The sequence below is a fragment of the Methylobacterium sp. 285MFTsu5.1 genome (genome assembly GCF_000383455.1).
Lineage (GTDB): Bacteria > Pseudomonadota > Alphaproteobacteria > Rhizobiales > Beijerinckiaceae > Methylobacterium.
Genome location: NZ_KB911271.1, coordinates 290,714 through 313,448 on the forward strand (window position 1 = coordinate 290,714; position 22,735 = coordinate 313,448).

Sequence of the window (22,735 nt, forward strand, 5' to 3'; positions counted from 1 at the left end):
CGGGGCGGGCGACCTCAGCCGACGGCGCGCGCGGCTTCCCGGACCTGGCGGGTGGCCGCGTCGACCTGCTCGTTGGCCCGCGCGATCGCCGCCATGCCGCCCGCGATGGTCCCGACCCCGCGGGAGGCCGTGTGCATGCTGCCGGAGATCTCCTGGGTCACCGCCGACTGCTCCTCGACGGCCGCCGCGATCGCCGCCGAGATCTCGTCGAGCGCCCGGATCGTGCCCTGGATCGAGCCGATCGCCGACACCGCCTCGCGCGTGGTGGCCTGCGTCGTGGTGATCTGGTCGCGGATCTGATCCGTGGCCTTGGCGGTCTGCTCGGCGAGCGCCTTCACCTCCGAGGCCACGACCGCGAAGCCCTTGCCGGCGAGGCCCGCCCGGGCCGCCTCGATCGTGGCGTTGAGCGCGAGCAGGTTGGTCTGGGCCGCGATGCCCTGGATCATGGTCACGACGTCGCCGATCTGCGCCGCCTGCCCGCTCAGGCCCTCGACGATCGTGCTGGTGTGCCGGGCCTGCTCGACGGCCTCGCCGGCCATCCGCGCCGCGTGGCTGACCTGCTGGCTGATCTCGCCCACCGAGGCCGACAGTTCCTCGGCGCCGGAGGCCACGCTCTGGATGTCGCCGGAAACCCGCCCGGCGAGGTCGACGGCCTCCGCGGTCCGGCGGCTGGCGCCCTCGACGGCGGTGCCGATCGCGTCGAGGTCGACGCCGATCGCCCGCTGCGCCGCGACGCGCCGGTGGCGCTCCTGGACCTGCGCGGTGATGTCGGCGGCGAACTTGACCACCTTCAGGACGCATCCGCTGGCATCGAGGATCGGGTTGTAGGTCGCCTGGATCCAGACGTCGCGGCCGCCCTTGGCGATGCGGCGGAACTCGCCGCCCTTGAACTCGCCCCGGCCCAGGCCCTCCCAAAACGCGCGGTAGCCGGCGGACGACCGCTCGGCCGGGTCCACGAACACGCCGTGGTGCTGGCCCCGGATCTCCTCCAGGCGATAGCCCATCGTCTCGAGGAAGTTGCCGTTGGCGTCTAGGATCGTGCCGGCCGGATCGAAGGCGATCACCGCCTGCGACCGGTGCAGCGCCGCGATCTGACCGGCGTAGTCGAGCATCAGCAGCTTCTGCGCCGTGATGTCGGACGCGAACTTGACGACCTTCACGACGCGGCCCGCGCGGTCGAGCACCGGGTTGTAGCTCGCCTGCACCCAAACGTGGCGGCCGCCCTGGGCGATCCGCTTGAACTCGGCCACTTGGCAGGTGCCCTGCCGCAGGGCGTCCCAGAAGGCGTGGTACGCGGGTGTCTCCCGATGCGCCGCCTCCACGAACAGGGCGTGACGCTGGCCCCGGATGTCGGGCAGGGCGTAGCCCATCATCGTCAGGAAATTGGCGTTGGCCGTGATGATGGTGCCGTCCGGCTCGAACTCGATGACGGCCTGTGAGCGGTCGAGGGCATCGAATTTCTCCGCCAGACCTTCACGACCGCGCAGGGCGCCGAGCATGATCCCATCCCTTCTTGTCATTGCCGGGATCCCGAGTGCAAACACGCGGTTCTGCTTGGGATCTGCCGCTGATTTACTGTCACGGCATGACGGCCTCGCATAATGATTGCGCACAATCGTGAACGATGACTTAAATCTGAACGGCACAATAGTTCGAGATTTAGAAGGTCTGGGATAGTTCAAAACTACCAGAGCAGTAAATTTTTACGCAATCTTCGATCTCAGTGCTCGTGGAAAATACAATCGAGGGTACGGATTTCGACACCGAGATCCGGCGCCGTCATGATCTCAGGTTGCACGGAAGTTCATATGCTTACGGAGAATAGGATTTCTGGTCTTCGCCGCCGGATCGGCGCGCCGCGGCGCGATGCGGCTGGATGCCACGCAACGACACGGTTCGACCGACCTAACGCCCGGTCGAAGGGACGCGGCCGGCTCCGTCAGATGTAGGTCGAGGCCAGCGCCGGCGAGCCGTCCAGGGCGTGGGCCAGCCTCTCCAGCCCGTGGGCGATCTGCTGCCGGGTCGAAGGGCCGCCGAGGCAGAGGCGGACGGCCTCGGGCGGCGTCCCCGCGACGCAGAAGGGGTCGCTGCCGACCACCCCGAGACCCGCCGCGCGGCCATGGCTGGCGAAGGCCGAGCGCGTCCATCCCGCCGGCAGGGTGATCCAGACATGGAAGGCGTGCGGGTCCGCGACGTAGGCCTCGGAGGGCAGCAGCGCGGCCGCGAGGCTCTGGCGCGCGGCCGACTCGGCGCGGACGAAATCCACGATGGCGTCCGCCGTCCCGTCCGTGATCCAGCGCGTCGTCAGCGCGGTCGAGATCGGCGACGCCATCACGGTGGCAGCGCGCAGGGCGTCGCCGAGGGGCAGGGCGGCCCGCGCGTTCGGGGCAATCAGGAAGGCGAGGCGAAGGCCGGCGCCCAGGCACTTCGCGACGCCCGCCACGTAGTAGGTGATCTCGGGCGCCAGTTCGGCGAAGCTCGGCGGCGGTGCCGGGCAGATGCGCGCGTAGGCGTCGTCCTCGATGATGGTGACCGCGTAGCGGCGGGCCGTCGCGATGACGGCTTCGCGCCGGGCACGGGACAGGGTCGCGGTGGTCGGGTTCTGCAGCAGCGGATTGAGGTAGAGGGCCTTCGGCGCTCCCCGCGTGCAGGCGGCCGCGAAGGCGTCGGGGTCGAGCCCGTGGCGGTCCATCGGGAGGCCGACGAGGCGCAGGCCCCGGTGCGCCGCGAGGGTCCGGATACCCGGATAGGTGATTCGCTCGGCGCAGATCGTGTCGCCCGCCTGCGCGACCTGTCCCAGGATGCTGGACAGGGCGCTGTGCGCGCCGGGGCAGATCAGCAGGCGCTCGCGCGCCGCCGCGATCCCGCGACCCGCGAGCCAGCGCAGCGCGGCCTCCTTGTCCGCCTCCGTCCCGCCGAAGCCCTGGTAGCGCAGGAGGTCGGCGAGATCGCCCGAGAGCTCCGCGAAGGACGACCGCATGCGGGCCCGCAGGCCGGGCAGGTCGGGTTCCGGGGGCAGGTTCATGGTGAAGTCGACCGGTCCCGGCCGCCGGGGAAGGGCTGGCCCAGCGGTGCGGGCGGCGTCCGCCGGGTCGACCACGAAGGTGCCCCGACCGACCCGGCCCTCGATCAGGCCGCGCCTGTGGGCCTCGACGTAGCCGCGGGACACGGTCGTGAAGTTGAGGTCGAGCGTGGCGGCGAGCGCGCGCTGGGTCGGCAGGCGCGTGCCCGGAAGCAGGTGGCCGGTCCGGATGTCGTCCGCCAGCGCGTCCGCGATGGCTAGGTAATGGGGCTTGCCCCAGCGCCTGAGGTCCGGCGTCCAGATACCGGCCGCGTCGCCCCGGTCGACCGACCGTCCTCCCCGCCCGCCAGCCTTCATCCGTCCAGCACCCGCGACCTGAAAACCGATCAATGATCGATTGTATGGCTTGCAAGCGCCGTACCGGGCGCGTGACGGCCTATCACGGCGCGACCGATGCGTGCAATGCGTACAATACTCGTCGCCGAAGCGCGCGTCATCTGGCGACGACGTGCGCAAATCCTGATGATGAATTGTGCGTCGTCGAGTAGAACCGAGCGGATCGACTTCGCTCAATTGATCGTATCATTGTATGCATCGCAGGGCGCGTTATTGAATGCATTCCTGACGGCTCCGATCTGGCACATGGCTTGCCATCCGACTGTCTGAACGTGCGCAGCCCCCCCTGCCGCCGGTCAGACCATCGAGGAGCGTGAGCAATGCCTGCCGTGAACCGCGAGCCGCACAAGAAGGGCGACGTCCTGGTCGACTACGAGGAGAAGGTCTTCGAGGACGTGAAGGCCGAACCCGGCCAGAAGGCCCTCGTCACCTTCCACACCGTGGCGTTCGAGGGCTCGATCGGCCTCGTCAACCTGCTCCAGGCCACCCGCCTGCAGCGCAAGGGCTTCGAGACCTCGATCCTGCTCTACGGCCCCGGCATCACCCTCGGGGTCCAGCGCGGGTTCCCCCGGCTCGGCGACGAGGCGTTCCCGGGCCATCTCAACTTCAACAACCAGCTCGAGAAGTTCATGGCCGAGGGCGGCAAGGTCTACGCCTGCCGCTTCTCGACACAGGCGCTGTACGGGCACAGCGAGGCGGCCTTCATCGAGGGTATTCGTATGATCAACCCCCTCGACGTGCTCGACTGCATCCTCCTGCACAAGCGCGACAACGCGGTGATCATCGACACCTGGACCGTCTGACGGCCGCGCCAACGCCCCCGGCGGCCGCGCGCGACGCGCGCAGCCGCTGGCTCAGCCGGAGGACCACCCATGTCAGAGACCCGGATCGTGCGGGCTGCCGCGATCCAGATCGCGCCGGACCTCGACCGCCCGGACGGCACCCTGGAGCGCGTGCTCAACGCCGTCGACGAGGCCGCCGCCAAGGGCGCGCGCTTCATGGTCTTCCCCGAGACCTTCGTGCCCTACTATCCGTACTTCTCGTTCGTTCTCCCGCCCGCGCTCCAGGGGCCCGAGCACCTGCGCCTCTACGAGCGCGCGGTCGCCGTGCCGGGTCCGGCGACGCAGGCGGTCTCCGCGGCCGCGCGGCGCCACGGGGCCGTGATCGTGGTCGGGGTCAACGAGCGCGACCACGGATCGCTCTACAACGCGCAGCTGATCTTCGACGCGGACGGCGCCCTGAAGCTCAAGCGCCGGAAGATCACGCCGACCTACCACGAGCGCATGATCTGGGGGCAGGGCGACGGCGCCGGCCTCGCCGTGGTGGAGACGGCGGTCGGCCGCGTTGGGGCGCTCGCCTGCTGGGAGCACTACAACCCGCTCGCCCGCTACGCCCTGATGGTGGGCCACGAGGAGATCCACGCCGCGCAGTTCCCGGGCTCCCTCGTCGGCCAGATCTTCGCCGACCAGATGGAGGTGACGATCCGCCACCACGCCCTGGAGGCGGCCTGCTTCGTGGTCAACGCCACCGGCTGGCTCACCGACGCGCAGGTCGCGCAGGTCTGCCCGGACGAGCGCCTGCGCGGCGCCTGCCGCGGCGGGAACTGCACCGCCATCGTGTCGCCCGAGGGCAAGCACCTCGCCGATCCCCTGGGACCGGGCGAGGGCATCCTGATCGCCGACATGGATCTCGCGCTGGTGACCAAGCGCAAGCGGATGATGGACTCGGTCGGCCACTACGCGCGGCCGGAACTCCTCAGCCTGCTCCACGACGACCGCCCGGCCGCCTTCGTGCAGCGGCCGGCCCGTTCGCAGACCGCCCCCCGGAGCCCCGACCATGAGCAGCAGCCCGCTTCCGACGCGCCGTCCCATATCCCCGCCGGCCCCGACGGGCCTGATCGGGATGCCGACGGAGCGCCTGATCAACGCGTTGCAATCCTGCGGCGTTAGGCTCGCCGACAGCCGCGCCGGCGCGCCGAGCCGCCGCGGCGGCGCCGGCCCCTCGGACCACAAGGCGATGACCATCGCGGGCCGCACCGTGATGGTGCCGGTCCACACCGAGGCCGCCTTCGACTCGCCCTTCCTCGTGCGCCCGCCGGACGCGGACGGGATCGCGGTGATCGAGCACGCGGGCGTCGTGGTCGGCCACGTCACCTTCCCGGGCCGCCCGCGCTTCTACGCCCTCTCCACCTTCGACGGCGTGCCCTACGCGAAGATCGCCGTCCTGCACGGGCGCGACGTGCTGGCCACCACGGTGCTGCAGACCTGCATCCGCTACCAGAGCCGCGCGAAGACCTGCCAGTTCTGCTCGATCGGCCAGTCTCTGGCGGCCGGCCGCACGGTGGCCCGCAAGACGCCCGAGCAGCTCGCCGAGGTCGCCCGCGCCGCCGTGCTGCTCGACGGCGTGAAGCACATGGTCATGACCACCGGCACGCCGAACGCCACCGACCGCGGCGCCGCGATCCTGTGCGAGAGCGCCTTCGCGGTGAAGGCGGCCGTCGACCTGCCGATCCAGGCCCAGTGCGAGCCGCCCGACGACGACCGCTGGTTCGAGCGGATGAAGGCCTCAGGCATCGACGCGCTGGGCATGCATCTCGAGGCCGTCACGCCCGAGGTGCGGGCGCGGATCATGCCCGGCAAGGCGGGCGTGCCGCTGGAGCGGTACTACGACGCCTTCGCGGCCGCTGTCCCGGTCTTCGGGCGCGGCCAGGTCTCCACCTACATCCTCGCCGGCCTCGGCGACGCGCCGGAGGCGATCCTCGCGATGGCCGACCGGCTGATCGGGATGGGCGTCTACCCGTTCGTGGTGCCCTTCGTGCCGATCTCCGGCACGCCGCTGGAGAGCCATCCGGCCCCCGGGCACGACTTCATGCACGCCGTCCTGAAGCCGCTCGCGGAGATGCTGGGGCGGGCGAACCTGCGCTCCACCGACATCAAGGCCGGCTGCGGCCGGTGCGGCGCCTGCTCGGCGCTCTCCACCTACGAGCGCGCGGGGGAGGCGGCCTGATGTTCGACCCCGTTCCGCCGTACCGGCCCAGCCACTTCCGGGTGAAGTTCGCGGTCGCGCCCTGGGAGCGGCGCGCCTGCGCGGCCCTGCGGCGGCAGGTCTTCTGCGCGGAGCAGGGGATCTTCAGTGCGGACGATCGCGACGCGATCGACGCGCACGCCATCCCGGTCTGCGCCCTCTCGACGCTCGGCGGCGACGCGGACGCCGTCGTCGGCACCGTGCGGATCCACGAAGACGGCGCGCGCCCGGGAACGTGGTGGGGCTCGCGCCTCGCCGTCGCCAAACCGTTCCGCAGCGCCGCCGCCCTCGGCACCGGCCTGATCCGGGTCGCGGTGTCCTCGGCCCACGCGCGGGGCTGCACCCGCTTCCTCGCGCACGTCCAGGAGGGCAACGTCGCGCTGTTCGAGGCCCTGCACTGGGAGAGCCTCGACGCGCTGGACCTGCACGGGCGGCCCCACCGCCTGATGGAGGCGGACCTCGCGGCCTACCCGCCGATGCACGATCCCGAGCAGGGCCTCCTCACCTTCCGCAGGGCCGCGTGACCGCCGGGATCGACGTCCGGGCGCTGGCCCGCCAGATCCGCGAGGCCCGCGGGGTCGGCCACAAGCGCGACATCGACGCGGTGGTGCGGCGGCTCGGGCTCGGGAGCCGGCACGCGGCCGTGCCGGTCGGCGACGATTGCGCGGCGATCCCCGACGGCGACGGGCACCTGCTGCTGGCCATCGAGGGCTTCCTCGACAGCTTCGTGGCCGACGATCCGTACTTCGCGGGCTATTGCGGGATCATGGTCAACCTGAGCGACGTCGCCGCCATGGGCGGGCGCCCGCTCGCCGTCGTCGACGCCCTCTGGGCCCGGGAGGCCGGGACCGCCGACCCGATCCTGGCCGGCCTGTCCGACGCCGCCGCGCTCTACGGCGTCCCGGTGGTCGGCGGCCACACCAACACCCGCGCGGCCGCCGGCAACCTCGCGGTCGCGGTGCTCGGCCGGGCGGGACCGCGCCTGCTGACGAGCTTCGACGCCTCGCCCGGCGACGACCTCGTCGCCGCCATCGACCTGCGCGGGCGTTTCCGCGACCCGCACCCCTACTGGGACGCCTCCACCGGCGCGCCGGGCGCGCGGCTGCGCGGCGATCTCGCCCTGCTGCCGGGCCTCGCCGAGGACGGCCTGGCCGGCGCCGCCAAGGACATCAGCATGGCGGGGGTCGTCGGTACGGCCCTGATGCTGCTCGAATGCTCCGCCGTCGGCGGCGTCATCGACCTCGACGCGATCCCGCGGCCCGACCACGTCCCGCTCACGCGCTGGCTGACGGCGTTCCCGAGCTTCGGCTACCTCGTCAGCGTCCGCCCCGACCGCACGGCGGCCGTCACCGCGCGCTTCGCCGAGCGCGGCATCGCGGCGGCCCGGATCGGGAGCCTCGACGCCGGCCGGGCCGTCCGGGTGCGGGACGCCTCGGGCGCCGAGGCCATCGTGTGGGACTTCGCCGCCGGCCCACTGATCGGCTGCGGCAGGGACGGCCTGGGGGCGACGCCGTGAAGCCGCTGCGCGTCGCCCTCCTGACCCACTCCACCAACCCGCGCGGCGGCGTCGCCCACTGCCTCGCCCTCGCCGAGGCCCTGTGCGAACTCGGTCACGCGGCGGTGGTCCACGCGCCCGACCCGTCCGTCCGCGGGTTCTTCCGAGACGCGTCCTGCGCGACCGTGGCGGTCGCCGCCGAGCCGGTCGCGGGCGGGACGACCGACCTCGTACGAACCCGCATCCACGACTACCTGCGCCACTTCGCGAGCCCGGCGGCCCGCGATTTCGACGTGTTCCACGCCCATGACGGCATCGGCGGCAACGCCCTCGCGACCCTGAAGCACCGGCGCCTGATCCCGGGCTTCGTCCGGACCGTCCACCACGTCGACAGCTTCGCCGACCCCGTCCTCGCGGGCTGGCAGGACCGCGCGATCCGCGAGGCGGGCCGGCTGCTCTGCGTCAGCCGCTTGTGGGCCGACTGGATTCGGGACGCGATCGGCGCCGAGGCCGGGATCGTCGGCAACGGGGTCGACCTGTCGGTCTATCGCCCCGCGGCCGCGGAGGGCGACGCGGCTCTGCGGGCGCGCTGGGGGCTCGGCGCGGGGCCGATCGTCCTCAGCGTCGGCGGCCTCGAGGAGCGCAAGAACAGCCTCGGCATCATCGCGGGGTTCGCGCGCCTGCGGACGCGCCACCCGCATGCCCAGCTCGTCGTCGCGGGCGGAGCCTCGCTCCTCGACCACGCCGGCTACCGCGAACGCTGCCGCGCGGCCCTCGTCGCCGCGGGTCTGGAGGTGGGCCGCGGCGCGGCCGTCATCGAGACGGGGCCCGTCGCGCAGGCCGACATGCCGGCGCTCTACCGGGCCGCGGACCTGCTGGCCTTCCCGTCCTGGACCGAGGGGTTCGGCCTCTGCGTGCTGGAGGCCATGGCCTGCGGAACGCCGGCGATCGTCTCCGACCGGCCGCCCTTCACCGAGTACCTGACGCCGGCCGACGCGCTGTTCGTCGACCCCGCCGACCCCGCCAGCATCGCCGCCGCCATGGCGGCGGCGCTGGAACCGCGGACCCGCGCCCGCCTGCGGGCGGCGGGGCTGGAGCGCGCGGCCGCCCATTCCTGGCGCGCCTGCGCGACGCGTCACCGCGACGCCTACGCCGCCTGCGCCCGCGGCGCGGCAGCCTTCACGGAGTTGCAGCCATGACGACAACGACCCGTCACGTTCCCGTCGCCGTCGTCGGCGGCGGCCAGGCCGGCCTCTCGGTCAGCTACCACCTGAAGCAGCGCGGCATCGCGCACCTCGTCTTCGAGAAGCACACGGCCGCGCACACCTGGGCGACGCAGCGCTGGGACACGTTCTGCCTCGTCACCCCGAACTGGCAGTGCGACCTGCCGGGCCACCCCTACGACGGGCCGGACCCGGACGGGTTTATGAGGAAGGACGAGATCGTCGCCTACCTGAAGGCCTTCGTCGCCAAGGTGAGGCCGCCGCTCCGCGAGGGCGTGGCGGTCACGCGCGTGGCGCGGCGCGACGACGGCGTGTTCGCGGTCCGGACCTCGGAGGGCGACTACACCGCGGACGAGATCGTGGTGGCCTCCGGCGGCTACCACACGCCGATCGTCCCGCGCATGGCCGAGAAGCTGCCGCCCGCGATCACCCAGATCCACTCGAATCAGTACCGGAACCCGGCGCAGCTGCCCGACGGCGCGGTCCTGGTCGTCGGCTCGGGGCAGTCCGGCGCGCAGATCGCCGAGGACCTGCATCTCGCCGGACGGCAGGTACATCTCGCCGTGGGCGACGCACCCCGCTGCGCCCGCTTCTACCGCGGCCGCGACGTCGTCGCGTGGCTCGCCGACATGGGCTACTACGAGAAGACCGTCGACGATCACCCGCTGCGCGACGGTGTCCGGGACAACACCAACCACTACGTGACCGGTCGCGACGGCGGCCGGGATATCGACCTGCGCCGCTTCGCCCTGGAGGGCATGGCGCTCTACGGCGTCCTCGAGGACTACGCGGCGGGCGCGCTCCGCTTCCGGGACAACCTCCGGCCCGCGCTCGACCAGGCCGACCGGACCTACAACGGCATCAACGCGGCCATCGATGCCCATATCGACGCGGCCGGCATCGCGGCGCCGGTCCAGGCGCGCTACGCGCCGGTCTGGGAGCCGGGCGAGCCGGTCACCGCGCTCCCCCTCGAAGGGTCCGGCATCGCCAGCGTGGTCTGGTGCATCGGCTTCGCGCCGGATTTCCGGTGGCTCGACGCGTCCGTGTTCAACGGCGCCGGCCAGCCGAAGCACAGGCGCGGCGTCACGGCCGAGGCGGGCATCTCCTTCATCGGCCTGCCCTGGCTGAACACGTGGGGCTCGGGCCGCTTCGGCGCGGTCGGCCGCGACGCCGAGTACATCGTGCAGGTGATCGAGGCGCGTCTCGGCGCCGGTGCGGTCGGCCTGAAGCGGGCGGTGTGAGTCGGATCATCATCCGGTCAAACCCGGGCGAAACCTCCCCTCGGTCATCCCGGCATTCGGACCGCTCAAGCCGGGTATCCGCGGCCGAAGTGCCGATCCCCTCCAGTGTTCCGGAGCGAACGCTGGTCCAGGATCGACTTGTTCGCCTGTATCGCATCGGTTAGCCACGCCCCGTTGCGGCGCCTGAGTCGCGTCAGAGCCAGGGATCATCCATGCGAGCACGTACCGTCGGTATCGGGATTGCGGCGATTCTGTCCGCGATGACCAGTGTGGCCTCCGCCGAGACGTTGCCGGCACGCAAGGCCGGCCTGTGGGAGAGCAAGACCACGTCGCCCGACGGCAACACGACCGCGCGTCAATGCATCGACGAGAAGACCGATCAGATCGCGCAGGCCGCGTTCGGGGGCGGCCAGAACTGCGCGAAGCGCACCATCGTCAAGACGAGCACCGGCTACAAGGGCGAGACCGAGTGCAAGCTCGGCCCGATCTCGGCCGCGGGCACGACCGAGATCAGCGGCGACTTCAACAGCAAGATCCACATGGAGGTGGATACGACGCTGACCGGCATGCCGAACGCCAAGGAGCCCGTGCGACGCCAGATGGTGATCGACGCCACCTACATCGGTCCCTGCGCGGCCGGACAGAGCCCGGGCGACATCATCCTGCCCGACGGCAAGATCGTGAAGATGCCCCAACCGGCGGCCAGATAGGCACACCGGCAGGCGCCTCGGGCGCGGGCGAGCCCGTCGGGTGCCGCCCCGCGTCCGCGCGGGCGCCGCCGCGGAGATCCAAGCCGCGAAACCGGCATCCCTCCGTGAGACGGCGAGCGACAGCCCGCGAGTCAGGGGAAGGTCTGATTAGCGGATATTAAATACATTTCGCTAATCGTGCGTCGTGCAGCCGCAGAATTGTTCTATTCGGCTCCGTCGAGGCCGCCGTGTCGCTACAGAGTGTCTCCATTCGTACAAAGCTGGTCGTGGCCTTCTCGGTCCTGACCGTTTTCGTGATCGGGCTCGGCGTGCTCGGGCTCGTGAGTACGCGCAAATTGCGCGAGCAGGCGGTTGAGATCGATACGAACTGGCTGCCGAGCATCCGGGCGCTGGGCGAGATCGACACGCTGACCGCCCGCAGCAGCGGCCTTCTCCTGCGGCACACGCAGGCGACCGATCCGGCGCTGCTCGCCAGCATCGAGAAGGATATGGACAGCTTCGACAGGAAGCTGGCCGACCGGGTCGCGGTCTACAAGGGCCTGCTCAGCTCACCCGAAGAGCGGTCGCTCTTCGACGCGTTCAACCACGAATCTCAGACCTTCAAGGCGGTGCGCAACGACGTCGTCGACCTGTCGCGGGCCGGGAAGAAGACCGAGGCCTATCAGCTCTACGAGACGAAGGGCCTCATCCCGCGCCGCGCCGCCTCCAAGGCCCTCGAGAAGCTGATCGCCATTAACAACGCCGGCGCCGATGCCGCGCAGGCCCAGGGCACCGCTGTCTTCAACGAGACCTGGACGGTGAGCCTCGTCGCGATCGCTCTCGCCGTGGCGGTCTCCGTTCTGTCGGGCGTGATCATCGTCCTCGGCGTCACCCGCGGCATCGCCGCTGTGGTGCGGCCGATGCAGGCGCTGATCGCCGGCGACCTGTCGGCCGAGATCCCGCATCAGGGCGAGAAGACCGAGATTGGCACCATCGCGTCGGCCGTCGCGGTGTTCAAGCAGGGCCTTATCCAGATGAAGGCGCTGGAGGCCGAGACCGCGCAGGCGCGCCTCGCCGCCGAGGAGCAGCGCCGGATCGGCATGCGCCAGATGGCCGACAGCTTCGAGGCGGCGGTCGGCGGCATCGTCGGGCAGGTCTCGGCCTCCGCGACCGAGCTGCAGGCCACCGCCGGCTCCATGTCGGCCATGGCAGGCCAGACCTCGGCGCAGTCGGGGGCGGTCGCGGCCGCCGCCGAGGAGGCTGCCTCGAACGTCAGCACCGTCGCGGCCGCCGCCGAGGAACTCGGCGCCTCCGTCCAGGAGATCGGGCGCCAGGTCCAGGGTTCGGCCGAGCTGGCCCGCTCCGCCGCCGGCGAGGCGGACGAGACCGGCGCCCTCGTGCAGGAACTCAGCGGCGCCGTCGCCAAGATCGGCGACGTGGTGGGCCTGATCTCCTCGATCGCCGGTCAGACCAACCTCCTGGCGCTGAACGCCACGATCGAGGCCGCCCGCGCGGGCGCGGCGGGCCGCGGCTTCGCGGTCGTCGCCTCCGAGGTGAAGGCGCTGGCGGAACAGACCGCCCGCGCGACCGGGGAGATCTCCAGTCAGATCGGCCGGATCCAGGGCGTGACCGGTCAGGCGGTCTCCGCCATCGGGACGATCACCGGGCGCATCCGCGAGATCAACAGCGTCGCCACCTCGATCGCGGCCGCCGTCGAGGAGCAGGGCGCGGCGACGCAGGAGATCGTCCGCAACGTCACCCAGGCCGCGCAGGGCACCGGCGAGGTGACCAGCAACATCGCCGGCGTGGCCGGCGCCGCGGAGGAGACCGGCGCGGCGGCGAGCCAGGTTCTCGGCGCGGCCTCGGAGCTGTCACGCCAGTCCGAGCACCTGTCCGCCGAGGTCGGTCGGTTCCTCGCGACCGTGCGCGCCGCCTGACGCGCCGACTGAGGAGCCCGGCGATATAGGCCGCTCCGGCCAGTTCATCGCCGGGGTGTGCCGCAGCACCTCGGCGGGGAAAGCTTGAGCTTACATCAGGGTTACACCGCGAACACAGTCGCGGACCTGATGGAGACTTCCATGACCCTCGTTGCCCGCTTCGCCCTCGCCACGGCCGTCGCCGCCGCCACCGTCGCGGTTCTCGCCGGGACCTACGTCGAGATCCTGGACCGTGCCCTCCCGATGCACTTCGTCTGAGACGGCGGGTGCGAACCGGTTGAAGACCGCATCCCGGGTCGCCGCCGTCCGGCGGCGGCGACCCGGGATGCGGGAGGGAGGTGCAGATGACTCGAATCCTGACATCCGTCCTCGACGGCGCCGTGTGGGTCGCGGACGCGCTCGACGATATCCTCGTCGAGGCGGCTCTCGGCTTCGGCGCCGCCGTACCGCTGATCGCCGACCCGTCCGGCGATCCGCCGACCGGCGCAACCACCGGCCAATCCGAGACAAGTCCCTCGCCGATCCGGACTTGACTGCCCGGGATGCCCGGCCGTCGCCGGTGCCGACCCCGGAGGTGTCGCGACGGTCCGGATGACCGGGTTCCCCGGTCGGGCCGCAGAGACGTGTGGCCTCCGCCACAGAGGCAACGGACCCGCGTAACGAACAGCGGCGGCTAGGCGAGCGTCCCCGTCCGCACCTGCCCCGTTCGGGAACGGCTCTAGCGCTTCTGCGTGTTCGGCGCCGATTGCGGCTCCATCTTGGTGGAGTCGGGTTTCGTCGGCGTGTTGTTCTGCGCCTGCTTGTCGTCGCAGGCGGCGAGGCCGAGCAGCAGAAGAGCGGCGAGTGAGATGCGGGTGCGTGCCGACATGGATCCTCCCTGTAGCGTGTGAGGGCGCGGAGATCCTGTTTGGCGATATCGCCAAACAGGATCTCCGCGCCGCTCGCTGCGCGACGCGGTCCCGTCAGCGGCCGCCGGCCGGCGGCTTGGAGCCGGATCCGGCATCGTTCGGGCCGGTGCTGTTCGTCGTACCGGAGCGGCTCATCGAGCCGGTCGACGGGCCACTCCCGGCGGCGCCGGGTGTCGAGCCGGACCCCGCGTCGCTCGGGCCGGTGCTGTTGGCCGTGCCCGACCGGCTGGTCGCGCTGCCGGCATTCTCGGCTGCCGTGGCGGGAATCGCGGCCGCGAGGAGGGCGGCGATGGCGAGACTCGTGACCTTCATGGCGGATCTCCCTCTCGGTCCGGCAATCGCTCTCGCGGAGCCGTTACCGGTCGTGCGGGCAACCCCGCGCCACCGCCGCTGTTCCGACCGCGTCGCCGACCGGCCGGCACGGGTCCCGGATCACGATGCTTCCGGTGGCGCGTCCTCCCGGACCGCAGCCGGGGTGGCGGCGCGCGCCTGCTCGTCGGGCATCCGGTAGCCGCGATCCCAGGTGGCCCAGGATTCCGAATCCGCCGGATAGGGGTTGGCGGTGATCGGATCGCCGCGGTCGCGGGCGTGGCGCCCCTCGTCGCTGATCGCGGCGGGTGAACGGGTCGACGGTGTCATCGGCGCTTCTCCGGCACTCACATCCCCGGGTCCGGAACCTCGGCGGTCAGCCCGGGCGTTGCATCATCTACCGGACGCTCGCGCGAATGTTCCCCGCCTGGGTTGGTGCTCAGCGGCCGGTGTACCCGCGCGCCGCCGCCGCCGCCTTCAGGCGCTCGAACGCCGTCGCGTAGCGCTCGCGCAGGAACGCGGCGTTGGGCGGGATCCGGGTCGGGCAGAGGTTGTCCTCGGTATCGGACATCTTGATCAGCAGCGCGGCGAGGTTGCCGGCCGCGATCAGGGTGGTGATCCGCTCGGAATACGCGATCCGACTCTGCGGCTTCGTGAGAAGCGTCACCGTCTCGACGATGTCGGCCTCGAAGCCGGCGGCGCGGAGGTCCGCCGCCGTACGCGGCGTGTCCTCCAGCACATCGTGCAGGAGCGCCGCCTGCATGACTCGCATCGGGTCGATGTCGAGCCCGTCGATGAGTCGGGCGTGACCGGCCCGGGTCTGGGCGGCGTTCGCAACGCGTTCCAGGTGCCGCATGCACGGCTCGCCGCCCTTGTCGAGCTGACCCGCATGCGCCGTGAGGGCGAAGGTATGGGCATCGAAAATCGTCGGCACGCGACCGGCTCTCCAGATCGACCGGCCCGGATCGGCGCCGCACCGGCTTCCCGTTGCGGGAAGTCGGGTCCCCGCCGCGGCGTTCCCGCAGGATCGCCTGCCGCGCGGCGCCCCGTCGCCCGGTGCCGTCCCGGGGCGGGACTACCTCATTTCGTGGATGCGCAGTCTTCGCGCTCGATTCAAAAGTTCACGTTGGCAACACTATTGCTCAGCTCCCGTGGAATCGCCATCTGTTGTTCCATAATCGGACAAGCGGCGAGTCGCGCTTCAGGATCGAGACCATGACGTCCGGAACACTCGAGAAGCCGCTGGATGTCGGCGGGCCGCTGAGCCGCAGGGCGGCGGCGCTGGCCAACGTCCGCTGGTTCCGCGCGCTGGCGTGGCGCGCCCTGCGCGACGGCGGCCCGCGGGCCGAGCTGCGCGCGTCCAACGCGCGGGCCGCGGCGCGGATCGTGCTGCGCCAGGCCAAGCGGGAGGCCCTCGTCGCCCGCCTGGCGCGACAGGCCCTCGACGCCTCCGTCTGAGTGCGGGGCGCCGGGTCGGCCGGGCGCTGGGCCCGGCCGCGGCGGTGTGCCTCAGCGCTTGAACTTGCCCTCGTACTTAAACTCCGGCGCCGCCTTCAGCTGGTCCTTGCTGGCGCCGATGATGGCCTTCCACTTCTTCGCGTCGGCGTCGTAGCCCAGCGCGATCGAGCTCGGCGAGACCGCGACGTAGCGCTCGCCCAGGCCGAGGAAGCCGCCCACCGAGACGATGTAACCGGCCAGCTTCCCGTGATCGATCACGAGGTCCTTGATCTCGCCGACCGTGTTGTTCTGCGCGTCGGTCACGTTGAGACCGATGAGGTTGTAGCTGAGCACCGCGTCCTGCGGCACGGTCTCGAATTTGGGCGCGACCGTCTGCGGCGCCTCGTTGGCGGCGAGCGCGGGCCCGGCGAGGGCGGCGGCGGCGAAGGCGGCGATGACGAGGCGGCGCATGGTGTACTCCAGTGGCCCGGTATGGGTGGTCTGAAATGGCCGCCTCGGGCGCATCGTTCCGCGACTGCACGGAAATGTTAATGCGCGGAACATGGAACCTTCGGCCGGCGCACGACCCGCGCGGCGACACCCCTCACGAGGCTCCGACGCGGTGAACGGGGTGGCCAACTGTATCGAAGATCGACCGGGACAGATTGCCCGGCCGCGCCCCCACCGTTCCTGGCCGACCGCGCCCCGGCACGGCATGCCGGGACCCGCACGTATCGGGAGGGGACAGCCGTGGCGGGGGGAGTGATCGAGACGACGCGCGGACCGGCGACCGGCGCCTGGGTGGACGGCCTCATCGGCGTCGCGATCTTCAGCGCGTCGCTGGTCGCGACGCGCCTCGCGCTGACCGGCATGGACGCCCTGTTCCTCAGCGCGGCCCGGGCGGCGCTCGCCGGCCTCGCCGGCGCGGCCGCCCTGCTGGCGCTCCGGCAGGCGCGCCCGCGGCGCACCGATCTCCCGGCGCTCGCCATCGTGGCCGCGGGCGTCGTGGTCGGCTTCCCGCTCCTCACCGCCCTGGCCCTGCGCACGGTCGGCGCCGCGCACGGCACCGTCTTCGTCGGCCTGCTGCCCCACGCCACCGCCCTGTTCGGCGCGCTGCGCTCCGGCGAGCGACCGTCACCGGTCTTCTGGCTGCTCTCGATCACCGGCGCGCTGGTCACGGTCGGCTTCGCCGCGCGGGGGCTCGACGGTCCGCCGGGTCCCGGCGACGCCTTCATGCTGGCCGCGATCCTGCTCTGCGGACTCGGCTACGCCGAGGGCGGCGTCCTGGCCCGCCGGTTGGGCGGCTGGCAGGTGATCGCCTGGGCCACCGTCCTGTCGCTGCCCGTGAGCCTGCCCCTCGCGCTGCTGCTCCGGCCGGCCGAGCTGGCGGCGATCCCGCTGCCGGCCTGGGCGGGACTCGGCTACGTCGCGCTGTTCAGCATGCTCATCGGCTTCGTGTTCTGGTACCGCGCCCTGGCGCGCGGCGGCATCGCGTCGGTCGGCCAGCTGCAGCTGCTGCAGCCGTTCCTGGGCCTCGGCGTGGCCGCGCTGGTCCTCGGCGAGCACATCGAGCCCGCCATGATCGCCGCCGCCCTGGCCGTGGCCGCCTGCGTGGCGCTGGCGCGGCGCTTCGCCTGAGAACGACGCCGAGCCGTCGGCCCGGGAGCGTCAGCCGGACTTCGCCACGACCTCGATGTCGCGGTCGAGCCCGCTCTCGACCTTGAACTCCCGGGTGTAGACCTGCCCGTCGTGGCGGGCGATCAGCACGTAGTCGCCCTCCGCCAGGGTGACCTGCGGGAAGGCGCCGATCGCCTCGCGGATCGTGTCGCCGCCGGGGGTGAGGACCGAGAAGGCGGTGCCCGCGAAGGCCTCGGCGCCGGGGGCGGCGACGAGCTTCAGGGTCACCGTCGCGGCGCGATGGTTGAGTGTCGCCTCCGTGACCTTGCCGTTCTCGACGCGCAGGTCCGCGCGCTGGATCGCGTTCGATTCTCCGTAGGTCGAGACGACGTGGTACGTGCCCTCCGGCAGGCGCAGCAGCTCGCCGGTCTTGATGCCGGCGCGCACGAGCCGGCCCTCGGAATTGGTCCCGACCGGGACGAAGACCGAGAACATCACCTGACCGGGCGGGATCTTCTGATCGCCCACCGCACCCGCGAGCTTCAGGGCGCCGGCGGCCACCCGCAGCGTGTCGGTCGTCGGCTGCCCGCCCATCACGATCCGCTTCGAGGCGCTGGCGAAGCCGTAGGTCACGGTCGCCACGTAGGCGCCCGGCGCGAGGGTGAAATGCGGCTCGGCCTCGGTCGAGCGGGCGACGATCGACGGCCGCGTGCCGTCGCCGCGATCCTCGTAGATCCGCCACGCGAGCCCCTGGCGCAGGGCCGTGCCCGGTCCCGACAGGAGCGCCGACAGGGACAGCTGCGCGTCCGGCTCGGCCGGGGGCAGGGACGGCGGCAGGTTCGGGGTCGTGATCGACGGCGAGGGCAGGGCGCCGCCGAGCCGGTTCTGGAACGGGTCCTGCTGCGCGAGCGCGGCCGGCGGGCCGGCGGCGAGCATCGCCAGCGCGGTCGCTGCAAGCCTCATGCGCATCGGTCGGCCCTTCTCTGCTCGTCTCGCCGGTCGCGACACCGGATCGTCCGGGCCTGCCTCTGACTCCCGACCGTGGCGGCGGCAAGGCCGCTCTTCCACCGGCGGCCCGCGCATGCCACATCCCGGTCGGGACGCGATACCGGGACGGAGCGCATGACCGCCACCCTCGATCTCCTGAAGACCCGACGCTCGGTGCCGCCGGCGCTGCTGGACGAGCCCGGGCCCGACAGGGCGCAGCTGGAATCCATCCTGACGGCCGCCTCGCGGGTGCCCGACCACGGCAAGCTCGCGCCCTGGCGCTTCATCGTCATCGCCGGCGAGGCCCGGGCGAAGGTTGGCGAGGTCATCGCGGCGACCTTCGCGGCCGACAATCCCGACGCGGCGCCCGAGCGGCTCGCGCAGGAACGCGCCCGCCTGACCCACGCGCCGGTCGTCGTCGCGGTGGTCTCGCGGGCGGGCCCGCACGTGAAGATCCCGGACTGGGAGCAGGTGCTCTCCGCCGGTGCCGCCACCATGAACCTCGTGATCGCCGCGAACGCCGCCGGCTTCGCCACGTCGTGGCTGACCGAGTGGTGCGCCTACGACCGCCGCGTGCTCGACGCCCTCGGCCTCGCGCCCACCGAGAAGCTCGCCGGCTTCGTCCATATCGGCCGGGCGCGCGAGGTGCCCTCCGACCGGCCGCGGCCGGCCCTCGACGAGATCGTCACCTACCTCTGAAGGGACCGGCCGTGCACTACGACCTCGACCTGCCGCGCGAGTCGCGCGCCCTCCCGCACAACCCGCTGAAGGCCATCGTCGCGCCGCGACCGATCGGCTGGATCAGCGCCATGAACCGCGCGGGCGCGCTCAACCTCGCGCCCTACTCGTTCTTCAACGCCGTGGCCGACAACATGGTCGCGTTCTCCTCCTCGGGCCGGAAGGACGCGATGACCTTCGCCGAGGAGGGCCGGGAGTTCGTCTGCAGTCTCGCCACCTGGGACCTGCGCGACGGGATGAACGATTCCTCGGCGCCGCTGCCGCGCGGAACGAGCGAGTTCGCCTTCGCCAACCTGGAGACCGCGCCCTCGCAGAAGGTGCGGCCGCCGCGCGTGGCCGCCTCGCCGGCGGCCCTGGAGTGCCGGTGGCTCCAGACCGTGCCGCTGGTGCCCCTCTCGGGCGGGGAGGCGGAGAACTTCCTGGTGATCGGGCAGGTGGTGTCGATCTACGTCGACGAGCGGTACGTTGCGGACGGAATGGTCGATACGGCGGCGATGCACCCGATCATGCGCGGCGGGTACTTCGACTACTTCCACGCAACCGCCGACACGCGCTTCCAGATGCGCCGACCGAAGGGCGCGGGGGAGTTCACCGGGTCCTGAAACAGGAACCGGTCGCGCGCGGCCGATTGAGGACTTGTTTACCATAGCGGGCGCAGGTTCGGGCGGTCTCCAGCACCGTGCCCGCCCGGATGTTCCTGTTCACCACGCCGTCGAGCCCACCGGAGAGCCCGCCGCCCCAGGCGCGGGCGCTGCCGGGCACGCCCGCCTCCGGGCCGGTGGTCCAGGCCATCCGCGACGGGGCGACGGCGAGCGGCGTCGGCTTCGACTATCTCCTCGCCACGGCGCGGCGGGAATCCGCCCTCGATCCCGCCGCCAAGGCCGGCACCTCCTCGGCCACCGGCCTGTTCCAGTTCATCGAGCAGACCTGGCTCGGCGTGATGAAGAATGCCGGGCCGCGGCTCGGCCTGCAGGCGCAGGCCGACGCGATCACCCGGCAGTCGGACGGCACCTACACGGTTCCCGACGCGGGCCAGCGGCAGGCGATCCTCGACCTGCGCCGCGATCCCAAGATCTCCGCGACGCTGGCCGGCGCGCTGACCCAGCAGAACGCCGACGCCCTCACGGGCGCCCTCGGCCGCGAGCCGACCGCGGGCGATCTCTACGCGGCCCACGTGCTGGGCGCGAAGGGCGCGGCCGCTTTGATCTCGACCGCCCGCGCCTTCCCCGAGCGCGCCGCCGCCCTCGACCTGCCGGAGGCGGCCGGTGCCAACCGGGCGCTGTTCTACGACCGCGCCGGCCGGCCGCGGAGTGCTGCCGAACTCTATGCCAGCCTCTCGGCGGCGGCCCAGGGCGCCGCCGCCACCGACCTGACCGGCCTGCGCCAGGACGGCGCCGCGGCGCCGCAGGCCGTCTCGGCCTACGCCAGCGCGGCGACCGCGTTCGGCGGGACCTCGGACCTGCGCAGCCTGTTCCAGACGGACCAGCGCGGCGCGGCCTCCGACGCCGCGGCCCGTCTCTGGCAGGCGCGCAACAGCGCCGCGCCGCTGCAGCACGCGGCGCCGACCTATTTCCCGCGCTCCGACGCCGAGCCGCCACCGCGCGTCGCCGTCGCGGAGCCCGCCGTCACGGGTGCCATCACGGGTGCCGTCATGGGCGCAACGGCCGGACCGGCGGCGACGCCGCCGGGCGCCGCCCTCCTCAATCCGCCGCTGCCGCCCCGCCGACCCGCGGACCTCGCGGCCGCGGCGTCCATGTCCGGCAGCAGGACCAGCCTGTTCGCCCCCCGGAGCGGTCGATGATCATCCGCGACTTTCTGGCCTGGACGCAGGACGCCTCGGCCGAGCGCCGGGCCGAGGCGACCGCGACGCTGGCCCGGACCTACCTCTACGGCGACCTGGGCGCCGACGCGGCCTGGGAGGCCAAGACCGCGCTGCTCGCGCTCCTCGACGACCCGTCGCCGCTGGTGCGCCGGGCGCTGGCCGAGACCTGCGCGGCCTCGGCGCGGGCGCCGCGCCCGCTGGTCGTCGCTCTGTCCTCCGACGTTCCCGAGGTGGCGCGGCCGGTGCTCGCCCGCTCGCCGGTCCTCACCGACGCCGACCTCGTGGACGCGGCCGCCCTCGGCGACGAGGCCACCCGCGCGGTGATCGCCGCCCGGCACCACCTCTCGCACGCGGTCGCGGGCGCCCTGGCGGAGATCGGCGAGACCGACACGCTGGTCGTACTCGCGGCCAATCCGACGGCGAAGATCACCGCGGGCCGGATGCTGCGCATGATCGAGCGCCGCGGCGACGAGGCCGCCCTGCGCGAGGCGCTCCTCGCCCGCGCCGACCTGCCGCCGGAGGTGCGCCACGCCCTCGGGATCGCGGTGGCGCGGGCGCTCACCGGCTTCGTCACCGACCGCGCCTGGCTCGGCGCCGAGCGCTTGGACCGGATGAGCCGCGAGGCCGGCGAGCGCGTCGCGCTCGAGGCCTGCGAGGGCTTCGGCGCGGCCGCCGTGACGCGGCTGGTGACGCACCTGCGCGCGACCCGGCAGCTGACCGCGGGCCTGATCCTGCGCGCCGTGCTCTCGGGCCGGACGGACTTCGCGCTCGCCGCCCTGGCCGACCTGTCGGGGCAGGATCATGCCGGAGTCGCCCGGGCCATGCGCGACCCGCGCCTGTTCGCGGACCTGCACGACCGCGCCGGGCTGCCCGAAGCGCTCCTGCCGGCGATGCAGGCGGCGCTCTCCGCCTGGCAGGAACTCGCCCGCGCGGCGGCCCCGGTCCGGGGCACCGGCCTGTCGCGGCGCCTCATCGAATCCGCCATCGGAGCCTGCGGCGACCTGTCGGATCCGGAGATGCACCCGGTCATCACGCTGCTCAACCGCTACGAGGCCGAGGCGGCCCGCGACGAGGCGCGCGAGGTGGCCCGCGCCATCGCCGCCCAGGCACTGGCGCGCGAGACCGCCCGCCGGGAGGCCGAGGCCGCCGACGCCGCGTGGCGCGCCGCCCTGGAGAGCCAGCGCCGGACCGCCTTCGCGGAGGAGAGCGATACGGCGACCCCGGTCGTCGTGGCGATCGCCGACGCCGCGGACGGCCCTGCCGAGGCCGAGCCGGTCAACCCGGTGGGCGCGATCCTCGACGCGCTGCCCGAGCAGATCCTGGCCTGGTACCGGCCCGAGGAGGTCGACCCGGAGGTCCAGGCCGCGACCGACCTCGTGCTCGACGGTCTGGGCGACAGCATCCTCGATCATTTCCGCGCCAGCCGGGACCCCGCCGGGCCGGAGCCGGCCGCGAGCGAGGATAAGCCGGAGCGCATCGCCGCCTGATCGCCGCCTGGATCCGCCAAGGCTCGGCGCTCGGGGGAGCGATGGCACCGGACATCTCCCGATATCGCCGGGTGCCGGGGGAGGAGCCGCGCTACGTCCTGGCGGAGGCGCGGACGCTGATCGCGGAGCGCGCCTACCTGTTCAGCCTCTACGCGGTCGACGTGGTCGCCTCCGACGGGCTGACCGGCCGACACGTTCTCGCCGTGCCGGTCGCGATCAGCGCGGTCTCGATCACGGTGGGCCTCGTCCTGACCGAAGCGGATTCCCGCAGGGCCGAGGCGGGCGATCTCGCGGGCGTCGCGTCCCTCGCCCAGGCCGTGCAGGGCGGATACCGGCGCTTCCGAACCTTCCCGGCGAACGAGCTCGGGCGTTTCGTGCTTTGACGGCTCAGATCCGAGGCGGG

25 protein-coding genes are annotated in these 22,735 nt (G+C 72.5%); 17 read left to right on the forward strand and 8 right to left on the reverse strand.

Annotated elements, in window-relative coordinates:
- Positions 1-14: 14 nt before the first annotated feature.
- Both H288_RS0105625 and H288_RS0105630 read right to left on the reverse strand, forming a co-directional pair.
- Positions 15-1,499 carry a PAS domain-containing methyl-accepting chemotaxis protein gene (locus H288_RS0105625; protein WP_020091613.1) on the reverse strand — a complete coding sequence of 495 codons (1,485 nt, stop codon included), beginning with the start codon at positions 1,497-1,499 and terminating at the stop codon, positions 15-17.
- Positions 1,500-1,939: 440 nt separating this feature from the next.
- Complete coding sequence (locus H288_RS0105630; protein ID WP_020091614.1) at positions 1,940-3,379, reverse strand: PLP-dependent aminotransferase family protein; 1,440 nt, start codon at positions 3,377-3,379, stop codon at positions 1,940-1,942.
- Positions 3,380-3,738: 359 nt separating this feature from the next.
- Here H288_RS0105630 and H288_RS0105635 point away from each other — a divergent pair, with 359 nt between their 5' ends.
- The 10 genes from H288_RS0105635 (at position 3,739) to H288_RS0105685 (ending at position 13,560) form a co-directional block, all read left to right on the forward strand.
- Positions 3,739-4,221, forward strand: coding sequence for an MSMEG_0572/Sll0783 family nitrogen starvation response protein (locus H288_RS0105635; protein WP_020091615.1), 483 nt, complete (start codon positions 3,739-3,741; stop codon positions 4,219-4,221).
- A gap of 69 nt (positions 4,222-4,290) precedes the next feature.
- The gene (locus H288_RS0105640) at positions 4,291-5,367 is read left to right on the forward strand and encodes a Nit6803 family nitrilase (RefSeq protein WP_020091616.1); all 1,077 of its coding nucleotides are present in this window, start codon (positions 4,291-4,293) and stop codon (positions 5,365-5,367) included.
- The gene (locus H288_RS0105645) at positions 5,321-6,424 is read left to right on the forward strand and encodes an MSMEG_0568 family radical SAM protein (protein WP_020091617.1); all 1,104 of its coding nucleotides are present in this window, start codon (positions 5,321-5,323) and stop codon (positions 6,422-6,424) included. Before H288_RS0105640 ends, H288_RS0105645 begins: the two co-directional genes overlap by 47 nt.
- A complete protein-coding gene (locus H288_RS0105650; protein ID WP_026604696.1) occupies positions 6,421-6,966 on the forward strand; it encodes an MSMEG_0567/Sll0786 family nitrogen starvation N-acetyltransferase in 546 nt (181 codons plus the stop codon). Before H288_RS0105645 ends, H288_RS0105650 begins: the two co-directional genes overlap by 4 nt.
- Positions 6,963-7,958 carry a sll0787 family AIR synthase-like protein gene (locus tag H288_RS0105655; RefSeq protein ID WP_020091619.1) on the forward strand — a complete coding sequence of 332 codons (996 nt, stop codon included), beginning with the start codon at positions 6,963-6,965 and terminating at the stop codon, positions 7,956-7,958. The genes H288_RS0105650 and H288_RS0105655 overlap by 4 nt, the downstream gene beginning before the upstream one ends.
- Positions 7,955-9,136: an MSMEG_0565 family glycosyltransferase gene (locus H288_RS0105660; protein ID WP_020091620.1), complete on the forward strand. Its 1,182-nt coding sequence runs from the start codon at positions 7,955-7,957 to the stop codon at positions 9,134-9,136. Before H288_RS0105655 ends, H288_RS0105660 begins: the two co-directional genes overlap by 4 nt.
- Complete coding sequence (locus H288_RS0105665; protein ID WP_020091621.1) at positions 9,133-10,401, forward strand: MSMEG_0569 family flavin-dependent oxidoreductase; 1,269 nt, start codon at positions 9,133-9,135, stop codon at positions 10,399-10,401. The genes H288_RS0105660 and H288_RS0105665 overlap by 4 nt, the downstream gene beginning before the upstream one ends.
- A gap of 212 nt (positions 10,402-10,613) precedes the next feature.
- A complete protein-coding gene (locus tag H288_RS0105670; protein ID WP_026604697.1) occupies positions 10,614-11,111 on the forward strand; it encodes a DUF3617 family protein in 498 nt (165 codons plus the stop codon).
- A 227-nt stretch (positions 11,112-11,338) separates the two neighbouring features.
- On the forward strand, positions 11,339-13,027 hold the full coding sequence (locus H288_RS0105675; RefSeq protein ID WP_026604698.1) for an MCP four helix bundle domain-containing protein: 1,689 nt from the start codon (positions 11,339-11,341) through the stop codon (positions 13,025-13,027).
- Between the two features lie 344 nt (positions 13,028-13,371).
- Entirely contained in the window at positions 13,372-13,560 is a 189-nt protein-coding gene (locus H288_RS0105685; RefSeq protein ID WP_020091625.1) for a hypothetical protein, read from the forward strand.
- A 185-nt stretch (positions 13,561-13,745) separates the two neighbouring features.
- On the opposite strand, the gene H288_RS35580 is transcribed toward H288_RS0105685, so the two are convergent.
- From H288_RS35580 to H288_RS0105705, 4 genes are all read right to left on the reverse strand, one after another.
- Positions 13,746-13,895 carry a hypothetical protein gene (locus H288_RS35580; protein WP_020091626.1) on the reverse strand — a complete coding sequence of 50 codons (150 nt, stop codon included), beginning with the start codon at positions 13,893-13,895 and terminating at the stop codon, positions 13,746-13,748.
- 94 nt (positions 13,896-13,989) lie between these two features.
- Positions 13,990-14,247: a hypothetical protein gene (locus H288_RS0105695; RefSeq protein ID WP_020091627.1), complete on the reverse strand. Its 258-nt coding sequence runs from the start codon at positions 14,245-14,247 to the stop codon at positions 13,990-13,992.
- A gap of 120 nt (positions 14,248-14,367) precedes the next feature.
- Positions 14,368-14,574: a hypothetical protein gene (locus H288_RS0105700; RefSeq protein ID WP_020091628.1), complete on the reverse strand. Its 207-nt coding sequence runs from the start codon at positions 14,572-14,574 to the stop codon at positions 14,368-14,370.
- Positions 14,575-14,683: 109 nt separating this feature from the next.
- The gene (locus tag H288_RS0105705) at positions 14,684-15,178 is read right to left on the reverse strand and encodes an HD domain-containing protein (RefSeq protein WP_020091629.1); all 495 of its coding nucleotides are present in this window, start codon (positions 15,176-15,178) and stop codon (positions 14,684-14,686) included.
- A 281-nt stretch (positions 15,179-15,459) separates the two neighbouring features.
- Here H288_RS0105705 and H288_RS0105710 point away from each other — a divergent pair, with 281 nt between their 5' ends.
- Positions 15,460-15,702: a hypothetical protein gene (locus tag H288_RS0105710; RefSeq protein WP_020091630.1), complete on the forward strand. Its 243-nt coding sequence runs from the start codon at positions 15,460-15,462 to the stop codon at positions 15,700-15,702.
- Positions 15,703-15,753: 51 nt separating this feature from the next.
- On the opposite strand, the gene H288_RS0105715 is transcribed toward H288_RS0105710, so the two are convergent.
- Positions 15,754-16,152, reverse strand: a complete 399-nt coding sequence (locus H288_RS0105715) for a PRC-barrel domain-containing protein (RefSeq protein WP_020091631.1) — start codon at positions 16,150-16,152, stop codon at positions 15,754-15,756.
- A gap of 279 nt (positions 16,153-16,431) precedes the next feature.
- Between H288_RS0105715 and H288_RS0105720 the strand changes: the two genes are divergently transcribed.
- Positions 16,432-17,319 (forward strand): DMT family transporter, encoded by an 888-nt coding sequence (locus tag H288_RS0105720; protein ID WP_081636442.1) that lies wholly within the window; start codon positions 16,432-16,434, stop codon positions 17,317-17,319.
- Positions 17,320-17,349: 30 nt separating this feature from the next.
- Here the strand turns inward: H288_RS0105720 and H288_RS0105725 are convergent, their stop codons facing one another.
- On the reverse strand, positions 17,350-18,267 hold the full coding sequence (locus tag H288_RS0105725; protein ID WP_026604700.1) for a hypothetical protein: 918 nt from the start codon (positions 18,265-18,267) through the stop codon (positions 17,350-17,352).
- Positions 18,268-18,420: 153 nt separating this feature from the next.
- Between H288_RS0105725 and H288_RS0105730 the strand changes: the two genes are divergently transcribed.
- The 5 genes from H288_RS0105730 (at position 18,421) to H288_RS0105750 (ending at position 22,715) form a co-directional block, all read left to right on the forward strand.
- Positions 18,421-18,984 (forward strand): nitroreductase, encoded by a 564-nt coding sequence (locus H288_RS0105730; RefSeq protein ID WP_020091634.1) that lies wholly within the window; start codon positions 18,421-18,423, stop codon positions 18,982-18,984.
- An 11-nt stretch (positions 18,985-18,995) separates the two neighbouring features.
- Positions 18,996-19,625 (forward strand): flavin reductase family protein, encoded by a 630-nt coding sequence (locus H288_RS0105735; RefSeq protein ID WP_020091635.1) that lies wholly within the window; start codon positions 18,996-18,998, stop codon positions 19,623-19,625.
- An 89-nt stretch (positions 19,626-19,714) separates the two neighbouring features.
- Complete coding sequence (locus H288_RS32145; RefSeq protein ID WP_020091636.1) at positions 19,715-20,824, forward strand: lytic transglycosylase; 1,110 nt, start codon at positions 19,715-19,717, stop codon at positions 20,822-20,824.
- Positions 20,821-22,332 (forward strand): DUF2336 domain-containing protein, encoded by a 1,512-nt coding sequence (locus H288_RS0105745; protein ID WP_020091637.1) that lies wholly within the window; start codon positions 20,821-20,823, stop codon positions 22,330-22,332. The genes H288_RS32145 and H288_RS0105745 overlap by 4 nt, the downstream gene beginning before the upstream one ends.
- A 41-nt stretch (positions 22,333-22,373) precedes the next feature.
- On the forward strand, positions 22,374-22,715 hold the full coding sequence (locus H288_RS0105750; RefSeq protein WP_081636443.1) for a hypothetical protein: 342 nt from the start codon (positions 22,374-22,376) through the stop codon (positions 22,713-22,715).
- The last annotated feature ends 20 nt before the right edge of the window (positions 22,716-22,735 follow it).